The sequence below is a fragment of the Stenomitos frigidus ULC18 genome (assembly GCF_003003795.1).
Classification (GTDB): Bacteria; Cyanobacteriota; Cyanobacteriia; order Leptolyngbyales; family Leptolyngbyaceae; genus Stenomitos; species Stenomitos frigidus_A.
On the sequence record NZ_PVWK01000126.1, the window covers coordinates 68042 to 83055 of the forward strand.

Sequence of the window (15014 nt, forward strand, 5' to 3'; positions counted from 1 at the left end):
GAATCATATTAATTGCACACGAATCACGACAATGACCAAGTACCTGGAATTGCTGGAAAGCTTGAACACCCTGGAAGCTGAGCGAACGAGGATCAGCAATGAGGGAGATGTCTGGTTTGATTGTTGGCTGGCAGCGTCTAAACCAGGTGGGACTGCCAGAAGCCAGAAAGCTCATTGGCAGTTGCGGAGCCGACAAGCCCAGTTCAGTGGGAAGAAGTCGAAATATGTCAAATCTTCTGAAGTAGGGCAGTATGAGGCGGCGATCGCCCGTGGGAAACATCTGAAGACGCTGGATCGACAGATTGAACTACTTCAGAAACGGGTTGAGCGAATTGAAGGCATGATTGCCTAGCTCAACAGTTGGCTATACTGCCCTGCTCCAGCTTCACTGCCTTTGATAATCTGGTAGTTCATCTGGTTGTCTTTTGCCATCTGTTCTGCAAACTCTTTCTTCGCTTGCACCACCGGATCATCAATCAGGTTATCGCCCTTCACCTCAACGATGACGTAGGAATCATCATCTTTTTGGAACAAAAAGTCGGGGTAGTAGCTGCGAATGGCGTGGGAGTCGGGGTCTATGTACTGGATATAGAACTCTGATTGTCCGTGCGTGAGCATTCCGGTGAAGTAGAGCTTTTTCACTCTGCCATCCCTGAGCAGGTTCCAGAACAGTGTCTTTTCTGGCTCAGAGTCGAAGCAGTAGTGATCCAGATGGAAACTTTTGGGAGCATCTCGACCCGCGATCGCCTCTGAAACAATGAGATCCCGTTTGGCACTAACGCTGTAGTAGCCATCTTTGGAGAGCTTCACCAGTTCAACTTCATACTCTTCAGTGGTGGTATCTTCGCTAATTTCATAGAGTTCGTTGAATAGGTGAGGGATTACCCAGTCATAGAGCAGTTCATTGAACTCGTTCACTGCCTCTAGAATGCGCTCTACACCTTCCTGAGTGCGGTTCAGGATACCTTCGATCGCTAGGGGCGATTGATTGAGATAGCGAGAAATTTCAGCAATGAGGGTGAGCTTACTGAATGCCCGTTTTTGGCGAATATGGGTGAGGTCTTCTTCCTTTGTTTTCCCTCTAGCGGCTGCTTTGACCGATAGCCCTTCTTGCTCCGTGTGGATGAGTCTATATTTGTCGGTGTTTTCTGGTTTGAGTGCTTTTTCGAGTTCCAGGTGAATACCGTTGGTCAGGTGCCTTTCTTTCATATCAAACTGTCTACGAACCCGCTTGAGTTTGATTTTTGGCGGTGGGTCTTTGACATAAGCTTTGACGGTTTCGCGATCGCTCGCAGCTTCTTGCATTTCCTGGAGGCTGATTCTGAAGTTTTGCTGGAGTTCTGCATCCAGGATGTTCTGATTGTCTTCACTCAGGTAGACATAACCTGTTTCTTGAGCGTCTCCAATTGCCCGTAGACAGCGCATCGTTGCCTGAAGCACAAAAATTTTCGACTTGGGCTGCCGGAACAGGGCAACACCAAACAGCGATCGACAGTTCCAGCCTTCCCGCCCTTTGTTGACCAACAGGATGAACTGTTTCTCTGACTCTGCCGTATCCAGGCGGTTAAAATCTCGGATGTCATCGTTGCTGGTAAGTTTTGGATCACCCACGTTGATCAGAATGGTGCTGGTGGGGATATTGTGTTTTGCCAGGGCAGCTTCTACAGCGGGTTTTAGTTCACCCTGAAGTTCGTCGATGGTGGCAGCAAAAAACGCCATTTTGGGCAACATGCCCTCATGCCGTTGGTTGGCATTGTGCTGGAGAAAGTTGGCGATCGCCAGTTCCACAAATTCACCTGTACGGGTATTGCTGTAACCGTTGATCCGAACTTTTTTGAGGAAGCCCTTGTCGATCGCTTCCTTTAGCCCATAGGCATAAACCACCTCTGGCAAGACTTCTTTGCCTACATAGGGGGTGCCCGTGTAGTTATAGCAGGCGACCACATGGGTTCCCGATCGCTCTAGGCTGGCTGCTAGTTCATCAACTGTTTTACGCAAGCTGGTAGCGGTTGGCTTGATGCCCATATCGTTGGCAAGCTGGTTGCCAAAGGCATGGTGAGCCTCATCGATGTAAATACCCAATTGTCCCAACCGTCTCAGCTTCTCAAACCGCTGGTTGGTGGTGAGGGAGGCTTCATCATCGGGTTGGTCAAACCGGTAAAGGTCAGTCGCTTGAGCATAGACGCTATCGGCTTGATAGGTGGGCTTACCGCTGCCCATGAGTTGCTCGATCGGGGTCTTCTCTTTGGTTTGCTTCTTGAGGATAATTTTTTGGGTGTTGGAAATGATGATGTTAAAGCGCGATCGATCCAGGGTGGTGAGGGTGGTTCCTGCGTCATCCAGGAAGTGAAACTGGAGGTGCGCGGTCAGAAAGTTGACATAATCGGGTGGCACGACCTTACTTAAGCCAAAGGTCTGGATTTCTCGTAACGACTGGAGTACGGTCTTATCGGGGGCAAAGACTAAGGCGTTGTGGCAGTATTTCGGATCTTTGGGGAATTTGTTTGCCAGGATGAATTCATAAAAGATGCAGGTTGCCATCAAGATGGTTTTGCCCGTGCCCATCGTCAGAGCAAAGATGTAATTGGCGTAGATACGACCATCGGCATGATCTCTCATGCGGGTAAAGACGGCTTCATACTGCTCTTTGGAGGCTTCTTTGAGAATTTCTAACTGAACCTGACCTTCTCGCTCTGCGATCGTCCGTCCCTCAAGCTTGCCCGTCTGATCTGCCCAGTCTCGAAAAATCTGGTGAACGGGGGCATTGCCAAGATATTCCTTCAAGAACACATACATTTCCAGGGCTTCAAACTGGGGTTGACGGAGAAACGCCTTGGGATTGTGGTCGGGGTTGTTGAAGTCGAGAAACTTTTTGCTGAGTTCTCGGTAATGGGTGCGAATCCGTCCTTTATTTGCCCGGTAGAAGTCATGCAGGTGGGTAAAGAAGGCAAAATCAAGATTGACGCTTTTCTTTGTGGTTCGCTTTGCCATACTGACTCACTTAAGGCTCCATCACTCAATGCCATTACCGATTACCACATTACCCATCTCGACAACCTGACCTCCATTGTCCTATATGGTGGTTTGTTATCCAATACTCGTCTACGGGCTAGAAACCAGGAATTTCAGGATATTTCCTATGGCAACATTCAGGATGGCAACGGCTCAAGGATCAGGGCTGGTTTTCCACCCATCCTTGACAGCAACTTCAGAACTATGGTTTCTGGCAATCGCACAACACTAAATCAGCATTAGTCGCCTTACATCCACGATCGCGCTGATATTGAAGAATCAAGACGGTTTGCGCCTTTTTACAGCGTTGAGCGACCCTCTGCTTAACGATCAAGTTATGGCAAAGTTGTCTAGCCTTCTCTTGGTTGATCACAGCGTCAAAATGTAAGTCATTAACTTTAAGACAGTTTCCTTCTGACACGCTATCAAACTCAATGTCAACTTCTTTCAACTCACTTTTTGTTACCCAAATGAAATCGATGTTTCGATCCTTGGGGTTTGCATTAGCTGTTAGAGAAGCCACCACACCATAAAACTCTTGTTCAGTGTTGACCTTCCAAAGGCTATATTTCTCTCCCGCTTCTTTGAATATTTTTTCTGCTATTAATTTTGATGCTCTGGAAAGATCCTCATCTTGATGAGCATTCCAATGGTTCTGATTATCAAGTTTTCTGATAAAACTACCGGGTTCTATGCCAAGATCGAAGAGGCTTGGGAGCATAGATTCAGTCACCCCTCAACCTAGCTGATATCCTGTAAGGCTGCTGTTGCATAATCACGAATATATTGATCTTGATCCGAAGCGAACTGCTCAATTGTGGCTTTCACAGAATCCAGGTTTGCCTCATCAGAAATAATTGTTAAGGCATCAATCATTGATGCTTTTATCATACGTCGGTCTGCTTGAGGAAGAATATCTCTGAGTAACCGTAACCGCTGGTTAGCATCGATTTTATAAGCACAGGCGATCGCTTTAATGAGTATCTCTAAAAAGCTCTCTGCAAATTTCAAATTAGAAGGTTTTTCCAACATCAATAGATAAGCTTTCTGAGCAGCTTGGCTGGCATTTTTTAATAATTCAAAACTGTCAATTTCAGCCAGTAAGTTAACAGCCCCATCGTAGCTATCACGGGCTTTACCACTTGCACCACGACTTAAAATTTCAAAAATTGATTTCAAAGACTTGATGTGTTGGATAATCACCTTTCTTGATGCACATCGTTGAGTGGAAGAAGACAAGAAATATTCTCGTATGAGTAAGTCCGGATCACTATAAAAGGCATCTACCGAACTAGTTTTAGTCGAAACAGTATCTATGTCTCTTCTATATTCTATGGATGAACTTGTCATTAATCCAACCATGTTAAACCCCACTCTTGCTTTACTTCTAGACTGATTAAATTCAAAAATATATCTACGGTAGATTGATGAGCCAGATCAAACCACTTTTCAATTTCAACACTGGTATCTGTAGTACTGGCAGTCAGATTTAAAATAACAACGGATACATTGTCTTTGGGTCTAATTCCCTGATTTAGACTTACCGACAAAATACCTCTATCTTCTGGAAGATTAAATTCAAGATTGGCATTGAAGGCATGGGAAGAAAGTGACAATTCGCTCCATCCTTCCCCAAGGAAGTTAAAAATCTTTGGGTAATCACTTGAATGATTCCAGCCAAATCTTTGATCGATTTGATTCAGGTAGGTAAGCTCATATCGAATCGGCTGTAATGGGTTTTTCTCGGTCTTTAACCACCAATTTTCAAACTTTTGCCATTCTTGAGAAAAGTTTGGATAAATCTCATGGAAATGAGGATACTGATCGGACTCGTCTTGCTGTCGCCAGTTGTAGTGAAACCGATTCGCTTGTAGCTGAATCAGTTGTCTTCTGTCATCAGATTCAAACCAAACTCTACGCAGGGTTGGGAGTATGTTCAGAAGCTCAATCTCACCGATAGGGGGGCGATCGAGTGGTGGATGGGGAAAGCGATCGCGGATAGTTTGCCAATACAAGCCAAAATGAACAGACGCAAAATCGAGGGCATTGAACTCAACCCCACAAATAACCTCTGTTAACGGTGATTTTGTGAATTTAGCAATCGACATGGGCTTAATTTAACCACTACTGCTTTCACCACACCCGTATCAACCGCTACAGGGGTAGTTCAGCCTTGTGATCCACTCATCTCTGGATACTCCGATCTTAACCGCCTTTGCCCCTTAACCCCATCACCCTAATCCGGTTCTAACTCCACCTCCAGGGATTCTGAGAGCAAATCGGTGATTTTGATGCGGATGGTGCCTGCGTCGTCGGGGATGGGGTAGCGACCGCTGACCAGTTCATTTTTGCCGGGGATGTCTACTTGGAGGGGCTGGAAGATCGCCCCATCAAAATTCCAGTCGATCATTACCGATTCCACCAGTTCGCGCCAGTCTTCCACATTTTCTTGCTGGAGGCTGAGCTTACCGAGCAGGTTCATGGGGTAGAAGGCTTCAATCACCAGGTCTTTGCCCTGAACCGTGATGCTGGCTTCCGAATCGCGCTTGAACTGGATCTCTTGCCTGTCCCTGAGGATGTCTATCACTTCCACATCTAGCTCAAAGGGCTTCACTTCCTGCTTCAGGCGGAACGCCAGGTCGGGTTCGTGCCCCATGCAAACCAGGGTGATTTTCTCGACGGGGGCATGGGGGTGTTCTTGGTAGCGTTTCTCAAAGGCTTTGTAGTCGAATCCGGCGATCAGTTCATTTAGATCAGCACGGGTGGTAATGCGGTTGACGGGCATAATCTTGACCATGCGCCCGTCTTTTTCGCCATCGAACAGGTTGCCCTGCCCCAGGCGGTTCACCTCTAATGCTTCCAGCAACAGGTCTTTCGCTTCCAGGGGATTGCGGAAGACATCGTAGTGGTTGACGTTGTAGACTTCAAACCCGGTGTAGTAGGTAGTGGGTTCAGCGTCTTGATCAACGGCTGATTCGATGTCTTCGGTGTCCTCAGTGTTTTCGGAAGCAGCATAGGTTGCCCCGCTCTCCGCCGCCCGTCTGTCACCCCCAGCACTCGCCGCATTGCCCCCGGCAATGGAACGTAAGGCGGGGGCAGTTTTGGGAATAGAGAGTTGCAGAACCTTGGCTGGCTCAACCTGTGCTTGCTCTAATTCTTCAGCTACACCTAACAACCGCTTGGTGGTAATTTGTACGGCTCCCAGGTTAATGTCTGCCCCGATGAACCGTCTACCGAGTTTCATCGCAACGGCTTGGGTAGTGCCACTGCCCATGAAGCAGTCGAAGACTATATCACCAGGATTTGATGAGGATTTAATGATTCTTTCTAACAAGTCTTTCGGCTTCTGAGTAGGATATTTAGTATCTTCAATAGCCTGAGAGTTCACAGGATTAATATCGTCCCAAAAAGAGGTGATTATCTTGCCTTTCAATGTGTCCAAATATCTTTTAAATCGGGGTCTATCGTTTGAAGTAAGAACTATTAATCCAGTCTTACAGTATTCATCAATTTTTTCTTGAGAGTATCTCCAGTGAGTACCTGGAGGAGGAGATAATTGTATACCAAAGAAAAAGCGAGGTTGTCCTTGCCCCTCAGCCGTCAAATTATCTAAAGTGTATCTTCTTCCATCTTGATCAAAGTTATTGTAGTACTTGTCTACATATTCTTTCTCGTGAGGAATATACTGAGAATTCCAGACATAATCTGAACCTTTGGAATAATTAAGAATAGAATCATGAACAATTGCAAATCCTTTTCTTTGAGCATGAGTAGTTGCCCTTTTCCACACGATTTCAGTGATAAAATTACCTGAAGAAAAAATCTCATCCATTAAGCACCTAAGATGACTATTCTTTCTCCAATCGCAATGAATAAAAATGCTCCCATCATCTGATAATAATTCACGAATTATTATCAGCCTTTCGTAAAGAAATTGGAGATACTCATCATTTGTCCAAATATCTGTATATTGTTTTTCTTCAAAAGCATTTAAGTCATTAGAAACTGATTCACCTTTCAATTTAATCCTTTTCTTATAATCAGCTTTTGAATCAAACGGAGGGTCGATATAAACCAGGTTCACCTTGCCGCGAAATTCCTTTAGCAGGTGACTCATCACCTGGAGGTTATCGCCCCAATAAATCTTGCTGCGCCAACCCTCTGTCTCTGTTCCATGCACCTCTTTCAACTGTGCCGGGTAATATTGGGTGCTGGTAAAGGGGCGTTTGCCTTTCCAGTGCAGCATCGGGTAACCCTTAATCGGCTCAAACTGGTAGCCCTCTACCGTGGTCAGGGGTTGAGTGTCAGGTAAGTTGAGGCTGAGTTGGGGCTGGTCAGTCATGGGATGAAGGAGCCTATGGGAAAGAATTTCTATATCAGCATTCCCGATTTTAGGGAGAAATCCGGTAACGTTATGTCAGAGTAGATGTTTTTCGGGGTCAAATGGTGAAGTGGGATGACGATATTTACAATACCCCGGCGTATCCAGTGACGGATGCTGCCCGGTATTTGCGTATCCCTCTGATGACGCTCCGATCATGGCTCAAAGGGCGTTCCTATGTCACGAAAAACGGTCAGCAAGCCTTTGAACCCCTGATCCAACGTCCTGACCCAGCATTACCCCAACTGTCCTTCACCAACCTTGTAGAGGCTCACGTCCTCCGAATCATCCGAGAAACCCATCAGGTCAAGCTGGATAAAGTTCGCAAAGCCCTCGACTACATGAATCAGCAGTTTGACACAGCTCATCCACTGGTGATGAAGCGGTTCCAGACGGATGGGGTTGACCTGTTTGTAGATCAGATGGATCGACTGGTGAATGTTTCCCGGTCTGGTCAGCTTGCCATGCGAGAAACCCTAAAGCATCTGCTTACCCGCATTGAGTGGAATGTAGAAGGAATCGCCAATCGCTTGTTCCCAGTGATTGAGTGGGTGCCTGAACCCGGAACCGACAAGATCATTTTTCTTGACCCATCAATCCGATTTGGCAAGCCCGTGATTGCGGGTAAGGGTGTGCCTACGGCTGCCATTGTTAGCCTGATTGATGCGGGTGATGAGATTGAAGCGGTGGCAGATGAGTTTGATTGCACTCCTGAGCAGATTAGAGCCGCCATCCAGTTTGAAGCCCAAAACCGCGCCGCGTGACTTCAGCCGATCGCCCGATTTTCTTCATTGATTGGTGCCTTGGTAAGTCGGTGGCAAATGCCCTGATTGAAGCAGGTGCCCAAGTTGAGCATCATGGCAATCATTTTGCCCAAAACACCCCTGATCTGGAGTGGCTTCAGGTGATGGGCGATCGCGGTTGGGTAGCGCTGACCAAAGATGAGGTGATCGGGACGAATGCGCTGGAGTTGAAGGTGATCGCCCGTGCAGGTGCAAGGGTGTTCATTCTGGTATCGGGCAACCTCACCCGTCAGCACATGGCAGATCTGTTCGTTGAGGTGCTGCCCAAACTAGAAAAATTCACTCAGGGCAACCAAGCCCCCTTCATTACCAAAATTTACAAAGATGGCAGGGTAGAACTTTGGCGTAACCGCACCCAACTACTTAAGCTGCTGAAGGGAGATGGGTCATCGTCCTAGCCCAAGATTGATTCGTTATGATTTTTTGACAAGGAAAGCGGGATCATTGCTTGATAGGATGAAGTATGGAGTACAACTTGTAATCGTAAGGAGTTGCGCCGTTCCCCATCATCCGAGCAGGAACTTGCACAAGCTCTCACCTGGAGGGCAGGCTAATGACTCAAACCTTGTCCATGTCTACGCTCTATAAAAAGCTGTCTGCGATCGGGCTAAGTGAAAGCTACGTTCGCAGGTCTGTTTTGCCTAGCTGGTGGAATGATGAGCTAAACAATCAGCCCACCGCTGTTTTAGAAGGGGCTGGGCACATCGCCAAACGCCTACACCTGGACTTGCAAAGCCTCCTCTCAGACGATCAACCAGTTCAGGTTAAGCTACTACCCGACACAAAATTTAAATATCATCTGCAACAACAGGCAGACATACCAGATACCTCTCATCGGCTTGCCTCAAGGGTGGCAGAGCTTGTCGCTTATGGCGTAAAGACCCCATTTGTCACGATCTCTAAAGATGTCAACCAAGTTCGGTCAGAAATCCTTCAAGATCATCCACAAATCAACTTAGAGAGTATCCTGAACTACTGCTGGAAACATGGCGTTGCAGTGGTTTATTTCAATGACTATCCAGAAAATACTCGCAAAATCACAGGTATGATTCAGTGGCAGTGCGATCGCCCGGTCATTGTGTTGAGTAGCAAGAAAACTTATCCTGCCTGGTTAGCATTCCATCTAGCTCATGAACTGGCTCATCTCGCCTTGGGGCATATCAAAGCAGGCATTTTGATTGACGATGAGATCGACCAAAACTCTGACGACGGAGAAGAAACTGCTGCCAATTTATTTGCTGTAAAACTATTAGTCAATGATTTGGATAACTGTTTTGATGGTCAAGAGGTTACAAGTGGCAAGAAGCATCTGAAAAATAAGATTAACAAGCGCCTTCAAGCAGATTCAACGGTTGACCCGTGCGCTCTTGCCTTCAATTACGCATGGCATACCGGGAATTATAAGTTTGCGAACAAGGCTGTTGACGAGCTAAATCCAGCTCAAAATGGACATCAGATCATCAATCAGTTCTTAGAAAATCATATAGATTGGGAAAGTCTCACTGACGATAATTCTGATCACCTGGATAAGATTCTAGGAGATTAGTTTTGGCTTGCTGTATCTACTGCATTGATAATGATATCCTCCAGAAGCTAGCTACCTTGGATTTGTTTGATGAGACGATAACTCTATTTGATGCCAACCCAGAACAAATCAATATCTTGCCAACAGCAAAATTCAAGTTTCAGCGAGATTGGGAAAAGCTTCAGAAGGGTAGATCTAGAAACCCAGAGGCTCGGTTTATTAACTATGAAAAAACCATCGAGCTAGCTGAAAAGCTGCCTCAAATAGCTGATGCGAAAATTGACCAAAGCCTGTTTGTTCAGCTATCAGAATTTGAAGGTATAGATAAAGGTGAAGCAATTTTAACTGCCTATGCTGCTCAAATTCTGCAAGAAACTGAACCATCCCAAGCATTTATATTCACGGGTGATAAGAATTATCTCAGGGCATTAGCAGGGGTTGAGATAGCCATTATCCAAGAAAACTTTTCCCACAAGTTTTGGTGTCTAGAGCAGCTCGTTCTCAAAGCTATTGATGCGTATGGATTTGAAGCTGTTCGCGATAAAATCGCTCCCGTTCGGGAATGTGATAAAGCAATCAAAGCAGTTTTTGGATCAGGAGAATTCTCAACACTAGAAAACTCTTTGACTACTTTAAATAGCTACATTGAAACTCTAAGAGAAGAAACTGGCAGCTTATTACATCCCTATCCAAATGAGCCTTAGTTCCTAAATTTCCAGTTTTTCGCATCACAATAAAATCGCATATCACAGCCCTTACACAGCTTGGTGGGGCGTTCTGGAATCTGGAAATCTTTACCCTCGATGCGGTGAACGACTTGATCAAAAGTAGTGATGGTGCGATCAATCGAGCGGTCATCTTTGGGGAAGGTGATGTAAGGATTGCCTGACTCTTCAGAAGTGTAGTAGAGGTGCATTTTGCTGACCGTATGCCCGGTGCGCTCCTCAACAATGTGGGAATAGACCTCTAGCTGTCTGCGGTAGCGATCGAGCTTTTCCCGGTCTTTGCGGTTGTTCACATCCAGCTTTTTCTCTGACTTGAAATCCACAATCTCAACCGTGTTGCCCTCCCCCTGAATCAAGTCAATACTGCCTGACAAAATGTATTCATCCTTCACCAGCGACACATCCACCTCAGCTTCCTGGATGTGTGACCAGTTGCCCTGATTCCGGTGGTAATAGCGCGTCACCTGCTCCAATGCTGCCCGCTTCACGTTGGGTGCTAGATATGCCCGTTCTCGCTTGGTCAGATAAGCATAGTTGCTATCAAACCAGCGGATCACCTGTTCCTCTGACAGCTTGTGTTCCTCTCCTCTCAGAACCGTCTTGTGAATGTCCTCAATGGTTTGATGCACCACCGTCCCAAACAGGATGGCGTTGGTTTCACTGGGGGCAAACTCCAATTCTTTGAAGAAGCGGTACTGCTCAGCACAGTTTTCAAATAGGGTCAGGTGGGAGGTAAAGGAGTATTCCCGCTTCAGGTTTACGTCTTTGACTGACTCTAGCGCGATCGCAGCAGGGTTAAAGCTGGCATCTCTCCAGTCGATCAGTTCTCGGTAGAAGTCTAGAAAATATTTGGAAGGGGTTTGACCTCTGCCCTGCTTCTCCTGGCAGGTGAGCACCAACAGATTTTGGGCACGGGAAAAGGCAGTGTAGAAGAGACGGCGAAAATCAAAAAATTTGGTCAACTCCAACGGCTCAAAGGGCGGTCTCAGTAGGTAATCATTCTCTAACACCTCATTCAGCGGGGTGTGTTGTTTGCGGGGAACTGCTTCCAGAGAACCGACAATGACCACCGGGAACTCTAGCCCCTTCGATTGATGGACTGTCAGAAACGAGACGCAGCCGCTAGGGGCATATTCTGAGGTGTCTTCATACTCATCAATACCGCCATCCTGAAGGAAGCGGAAAAACTGATTGAACAGGTCTTTGAGATTCTTATCCAGAAAGCCAGGGGTTAAGACCTGAACGGTGTAGAGGTATTCAAACTTATCGAGCAGTTGCGAGAAAATCGCCAAATTTCGCATCGCACGGCTGTTTTGGATGCCCTTCTGCTTCAGGAAAGCCTCACCCAGATAACGGCTGAATAGGGGAAACTGGAGCAGGCGATAGAACAAACCAGAAAAGGCATAGTCAGCGTTTTGCGTAAGAGTGAGGTGAGTTTTGGCGATCGGCCGTGCCCACTTCAGCAAGCTCTCATTCTCTGGTTTACGCAGTTCCTCAACAAATAGGGCAAAACACTGCTGATCGTAGTAATCCCAGATTTTGAGGTGAGCACCATCCGCCCATTGGCGAATTTGCGGAAACTGGGGAAACAGGAAGATTAATGCCCCAACCATCAACCGGATCTCTTCCCGCTCAAAAAACTGATTGGAGCGAGGGGAGTAGACATTGATGCCATTGCTTTCAAGGAACTGGAATAGGGCAACAGCTTTGTCACTCTTGACCGAGCGGAACAGGAAGGCAACCTGGTTCCAGTCGGTCAGGTTGCCCTGATCTCTGAGGGTATGGAGAAACGCTAAAACCTCCTCATGCCATGCCTGAGCAGTTTGACCCGACACTTTAACAACCGTTGGAACGGCTGGAAACTCATCCTCTCTGGGTTCAATCTGCTTCTGATAGCGGAACTCCTGACCATCGTGTTCCCATTCTTGCCCACTCATCCATCGGTTATAAAAGTCGATGATGTCTGGATGGGAGCGGTAGTTGGTAGTGAGCCGAACCTGTTGGCACTGCCCTTCCGGGAACTTGTCTTTGAACTGGAGGATATTACGGATGGTTGCCCCTCTAAAGCGGTATAGCCCCTGGTCATCGTCCCCAACAACGCAGAGGTTAGGGCGATCGCCCGCTAGCAGATTCAGGATGAGTTCCTGGATGGTGTTGGTATCCTGATACTCATCCACCATTAGGTATTGCAGCTTTGAGCGAAGTTCAGCCAGGATAACAGGGCTATTCTTCAGCAATTTGAGGGCTTCAAGCTGGATCGTGGAAAAGTCGATCGCGTTCTCTTCCTCCAGGTGTTTTTGATAGAGGGCGTAGCATTGCCCCAACACGCTTACCTCTAAATCAGAAGCATTGATCAGCTTGTCTGCGTCTAACGCTTCCTCAGTCGCGGTATTCAGCCACTTGAGCAGGGTTTGAGATTTGTTCCAGGATGACTGTTCGCGATCGCCTATGACTAATTCACTGTTCGCGATCGCCTCATACTCACTCAGCCGCCTGTAAAGAAAATATTGCTGGTCAAACTGATCCATCATCATGAAGTTACGCTTCAGCCGGGTAAACTCCCGATGGTCATCCAGCCAGCGCAAGCAAATAGAGTGGAACGTCCCCAAGTACATCTCATTGAGGTTGAACCGAACTCCAACCTCAATGAGGCGGTTAGCAATGCGGGTTGTAAGTTCCTGAGCCGCTTTGTCAGTAAAGGTCACAACAAAGAGGTTCTCTGGTTCTACGTTTTTGTGCGTAATGAGGTAAACAATTCTCTCGACTAGTGTAAAAGTTTTTCCAGAACCAGGGCCAGCGATGATGAGCAGCGCCCCCTCAGTGTGAGCGATCGCCTGTTGCTGTTGAGGGTTGGCTTTGCTAGAGAACCTGACTGGGGCAACCGTCATAAGGTTCAACTCCTGGGAATTAGAGGGATTAATTCAGTATTCCCAGAGCCATTCGTCACAATTGGATATTTTGGGGGAAGTTTAGAAAGTCTTGACAATCAGATGAAGTAACGCAGAGCATGTACCATTCTGCCAACAAGAAACCCGGTAGGATTACCGGGTTTGAGAAAAGTAACTTGTAGCTCCAAGCTACTCAAACAGGTTTACCCGCTTAGTCAGGATCTGCATAACCTCTCCCTGATTAATAGTTGGAAGCGGTCTAGACCACTCATCCGGTCTTGCATAACCATATCTGAATAACGTCATCACGAAAAAATGCACCACTTGGGGACTCCCGATCGCCAGCACTCGCAAAATGTCAGGAGAAGGGCGATCGCGTAAGTCAATAAAAGGTTGCTCAGACGTGAGAGCCGTTTGACTACAAGGATTTTCTGTCATCATGGTTTTACTCCATATAGGGGTAAGCCACCGCAGTTGCCGACCAAAGCTATAGCGGTGGCTTTTTAGCCCTTCCATATTCTCATTTTTTAGACATAGGAGCAATGTGAGAATGCTGGCATTATGAAGGGATGGGCGCAAAGAACCGCATTATGGAGCTTCTGAATCGGCAAGGCACGACCCGGTATCGCTTCTGGAAAGATACCGGGTTAAGTCGGGCAACTGCCTATCGGCTCTGTGACGATCCGACCTATATCCCCACTGGGGACGTTATAGAAAAGGTCTGCCGCGCCTACGGTTGGCAGCCTGGAGACTTTATCATCTACGAACCTGACGAGTAGGTAAGAAACCGAGTTGAAAGGGGCGATCGTCCCCATCAAATGCTGATCAAGGTTGAGCAGGAAATAAATAGTTCCAGAAAATGCTCTCTGACGGCAATGCGCTTGAAGAAAGCTATTAAAAGACTGAGTAATTTGCTTTTAAGATCAGTTTTGAGATCAATCTAAAGATTTAATTGCTGAAAGCCTTATTCAGCAAGGCTAAAGCACCACGTTGACATCGTGGGGGTCTCCCGTTCGAGTCGGGATGTGTCCATCGGCTGAAACTAGCTTCTAGAGGCGGTTTTGGAGAATCAAATAAGAACCTTGAATCGAGAATAACTATTTATCGGGTATGCCAGCTTGTACCAAGCCATGCCACTTTCAGCCATCATTGGGTACGGCTGTGGGTATGGATAAATGGCAAAAGTACAGGTAAACCTGGAGAACTTTGAGGGTCGATTGCGGCTGCGTTGGCGGCAGGCGGGCAAGCGCTATTGCCTTGCACTAGGGCTGAGCGATCGACCGGTAAATCGCCTGGTGGCAGAGCAGAAGGCGCGTGCGATTGAGGCGGATCTTGCTACGGGCAATTTTGACCCCACACTCCAAAAGTATCGCCCAGCAACAAATAAGCAGGGAGAGATCTTAGTAGTTGAATTATTCAATAAATTCCAATCATTTAAAGCGAAAACCGATATTGATCGTCGAACGCTAGAGAAGTACCAGGGCTTTCAGCCGAAACTGAAAGAGTTTTTCCAACAAAAAACGGCGCTCTCTGTGACTAGAGAAGACGCTGAAAGCTTCCGGGCTTGGCTGCTAGAAACCAAGAAGCTAGCTCCAGTGACTGTAAAGGAGCGGATTGGATTGCTGAAAGCCGCTTACGAGTGGGGCAGACAGAATAAAGTTAATCACTGAAAATCCGTTT

Annotated in this window: 15 protein-coding genes; 8 read left to right on the forward strand and 7 right to left on the reverse strand. The window is 46.9% G+C overall.

Features of this window, described 5'->3' with window-relative positions; translation table 11 throughout:
* The first annotated feature begins 31 nt into the window (after window positions 1–31).
* Window positions 32–352, forward strand: a complete 321-nt coding sequence (locus C7B82_RS23800) for a hypothetical protein (protein ID WP_106259157.1) — start codon at window positions 32–34, stop codon at window positions 350–352.
* On the opposite strand, the gene C7B82_RS23805 is transcribed toward C7B82_RS23800, so the two are convergent.
* A complete protein-coding gene (locus tag C7B82_RS23805) occupies window positions 349–2991 on the reverse strand; it encodes a TnsA endonuclease N-terminal domain-containing protein (protein ID WP_106259158.1) in 2643 nt (880 codons plus the stop codon). The two genes, C7B82_RS23800 and C7B82_RS23805, sit on opposite strands and share 4 nt — an antisense overlap.
* Here C7B82_RS23805 and C7B82_RS35285 point away from each other — a divergent pair.
* Complete coding sequence (locus C7B82_RS35285) at window positions 2929–3255, forward strand: DarT ssDNA thymidine ADP-ribosyltransferase family protein (protein WP_181357636.1); 327 nt, start codon at window positions 2929–2931, stop codon at window positions 3253–3255. The two genes, C7B82_RS23805 and C7B82_RS35285, sit on opposite strands and share 63 nt — an antisense overlap.
* On the opposite strand, the gene C7B82_RS23815 is transcribed toward C7B82_RS35285, so the two are convergent.
* The 4 genes from C7B82_RS23815 to C7B82_RS23830 all read right to left on the reverse strand — a co-directional run bounded on the left by C7B82_RS23815 (window position 3215) and on the right by C7B82_RS23830 (window position 7354).
* Window positions 3215–3745: a hypothetical protein gene (locus C7B82_RS23815; protein WP_245940066.1), complete on the reverse strand. Its 531-nt coding sequence runs from the start codon at window positions 3743–3745 to the stop codon at window positions 3215–3217. The genes C7B82_RS35285 and C7B82_RS23815 overlap by 41 nt on opposite strands.
* An 8-nt stretch (window positions 3746–3753) precedes the next feature.
* Window positions 3754–4251, reverse strand: coding sequence for a hypothetical protein (locus tag C7B82_RS23820; RefSeq protein ID WP_219904664.1), 498 nt, complete (start codon window positions 4249–4251; stop codon window positions 3754–3756).
* A 110-nt stretch (window positions 4252–4361) separates the two neighbouring features.
* The gene (locus tag C7B82_RS23825) at window positions 4362–5120 is read right to left on the reverse strand and encodes a TIGR04255 family protein (RefSeq protein ID WP_106259163.1); all 759 of its coding nucleotides are present in this window, start codon (window positions 5118–5120) and stop codon (window positions 4362–4364) included.
* Window positions 5121–5248: 128 nt separating this feature from the next.
* A complete protein-coding gene (locus C7B82_RS23830; RefSeq protein WP_106259165.1) occupies window positions 5249–7354 on the reverse strand; it encodes a site-specific DNA-methyltransferase in 2106 nt (701 codons plus the stop codon).
* A gap of 101 nt (window positions 7355–7455) precedes the next feature.
* Here C7B82_RS23830 and C7B82_RS23835 point away from each other — a divergent pair, with 101 nt between their 5' ends.
* From C7B82_RS23835 to C7B82_RS23850, 4 genes are all read left to right on the forward strand, one after another.
* Window positions 7456–8157 (forward strand): DUF433 domain-containing protein, encoded by a 702-nt coding sequence (locus C7B82_RS23835; RefSeq protein WP_106259167.1) that lies wholly within the window; start codon window positions 7456–7458, stop codon window positions 8155–8157.
* Complete coding sequence (locus C7B82_RS23840) at window positions 8154–8594, forward strand: PIN-like domain-containing protein (protein ID WP_106259168.1); 441 nt, start codon at window positions 8154–8156, stop codon at window positions 8592–8594. The genes C7B82_RS23835 and C7B82_RS23840 overlap by 4 nt, the downstream gene beginning before the upstream one ends.
* Window positions 8595–8923: 329 nt before the next feature.
* Window positions 8924–9742 carry an ImmA/IrrE family metallo-endopeptidase gene (locus C7B82_RS23845; RefSeq protein ID WP_181357637.1) on the forward strand — a complete coding sequence of 273 codons (819 nt, stop codon included), beginning with the start codon at window positions 8924–8926 and terminating at the stop codon, window positions 9740–9742.
* Between the two features lie 56 nt (window positions 9743–9798).
* Entirely contained in the window at window positions 9799–10425 is a 627-nt protein-coding gene (locus C7B82_RS23850; protein WP_146141248.1) for a hypothetical protein, read from the forward strand.
* On the opposite strand, the gene C7B82_RS23855 is transcribed toward C7B82_RS23850, so the two are convergent.
* Both C7B82_RS23855 and C7B82_RS23860 read right to left on the reverse strand, forming a co-directional pair.
* Complete coding sequence (locus C7B82_RS23855) at window positions 10422–13334, reverse strand: ATP-dependent helicase (protein WP_106259173.1); 2913 nt, start codon at window positions 13332–13334, stop codon at window positions 10422–10424. The genes C7B82_RS23850 and C7B82_RS23855 overlap by 4 nt on opposite strands.
* 189 nt (window positions 13335–13523) lie before the next feature.
* Window positions 13524–13775: a hypothetical protein gene (locus C7B82_RS23860; RefSeq protein ID WP_146141249.1), complete on the reverse strand. Its 252-nt coding sequence runs from the start codon at window positions 13773–13775 to the stop codon at window positions 13524–13526.
* A 149-nt stretch (window positions 13776–13924) separates the two neighbouring features.
* On the opposite strand from C7B82_RS23860, the gene C7B82_RS23865 reads away from it, so the two are divergent.
* Together C7B82_RS23865 and C7B82_RS23870 are read left to right on the forward strand one after the other, a co-directional pair.
* Window positions 13925–14113 carry a helix-turn-helix domain-containing protein gene (locus C7B82_RS23865; RefSeq protein WP_245940067.1) on the forward strand — a complete coding sequence of 63 codons (189 nt, stop codon included), beginning with the start codon at window positions 13925–13927 and terminating at the stop codon, window positions 14111–14113.
* 396 nt (window positions 14114–14509) lie between these two features.
* A complete protein-coding gene (locus C7B82_RS23870; RefSeq protein WP_106259177.1) occupies window positions 14510–15004 on the forward strand; it encodes an Arm DNA-binding domain-containing protein in 495 nt (164 codons plus the stop codon).
* The last annotated feature ends 10 nt before the right edge of the window (window positions 15005–15014 follow it).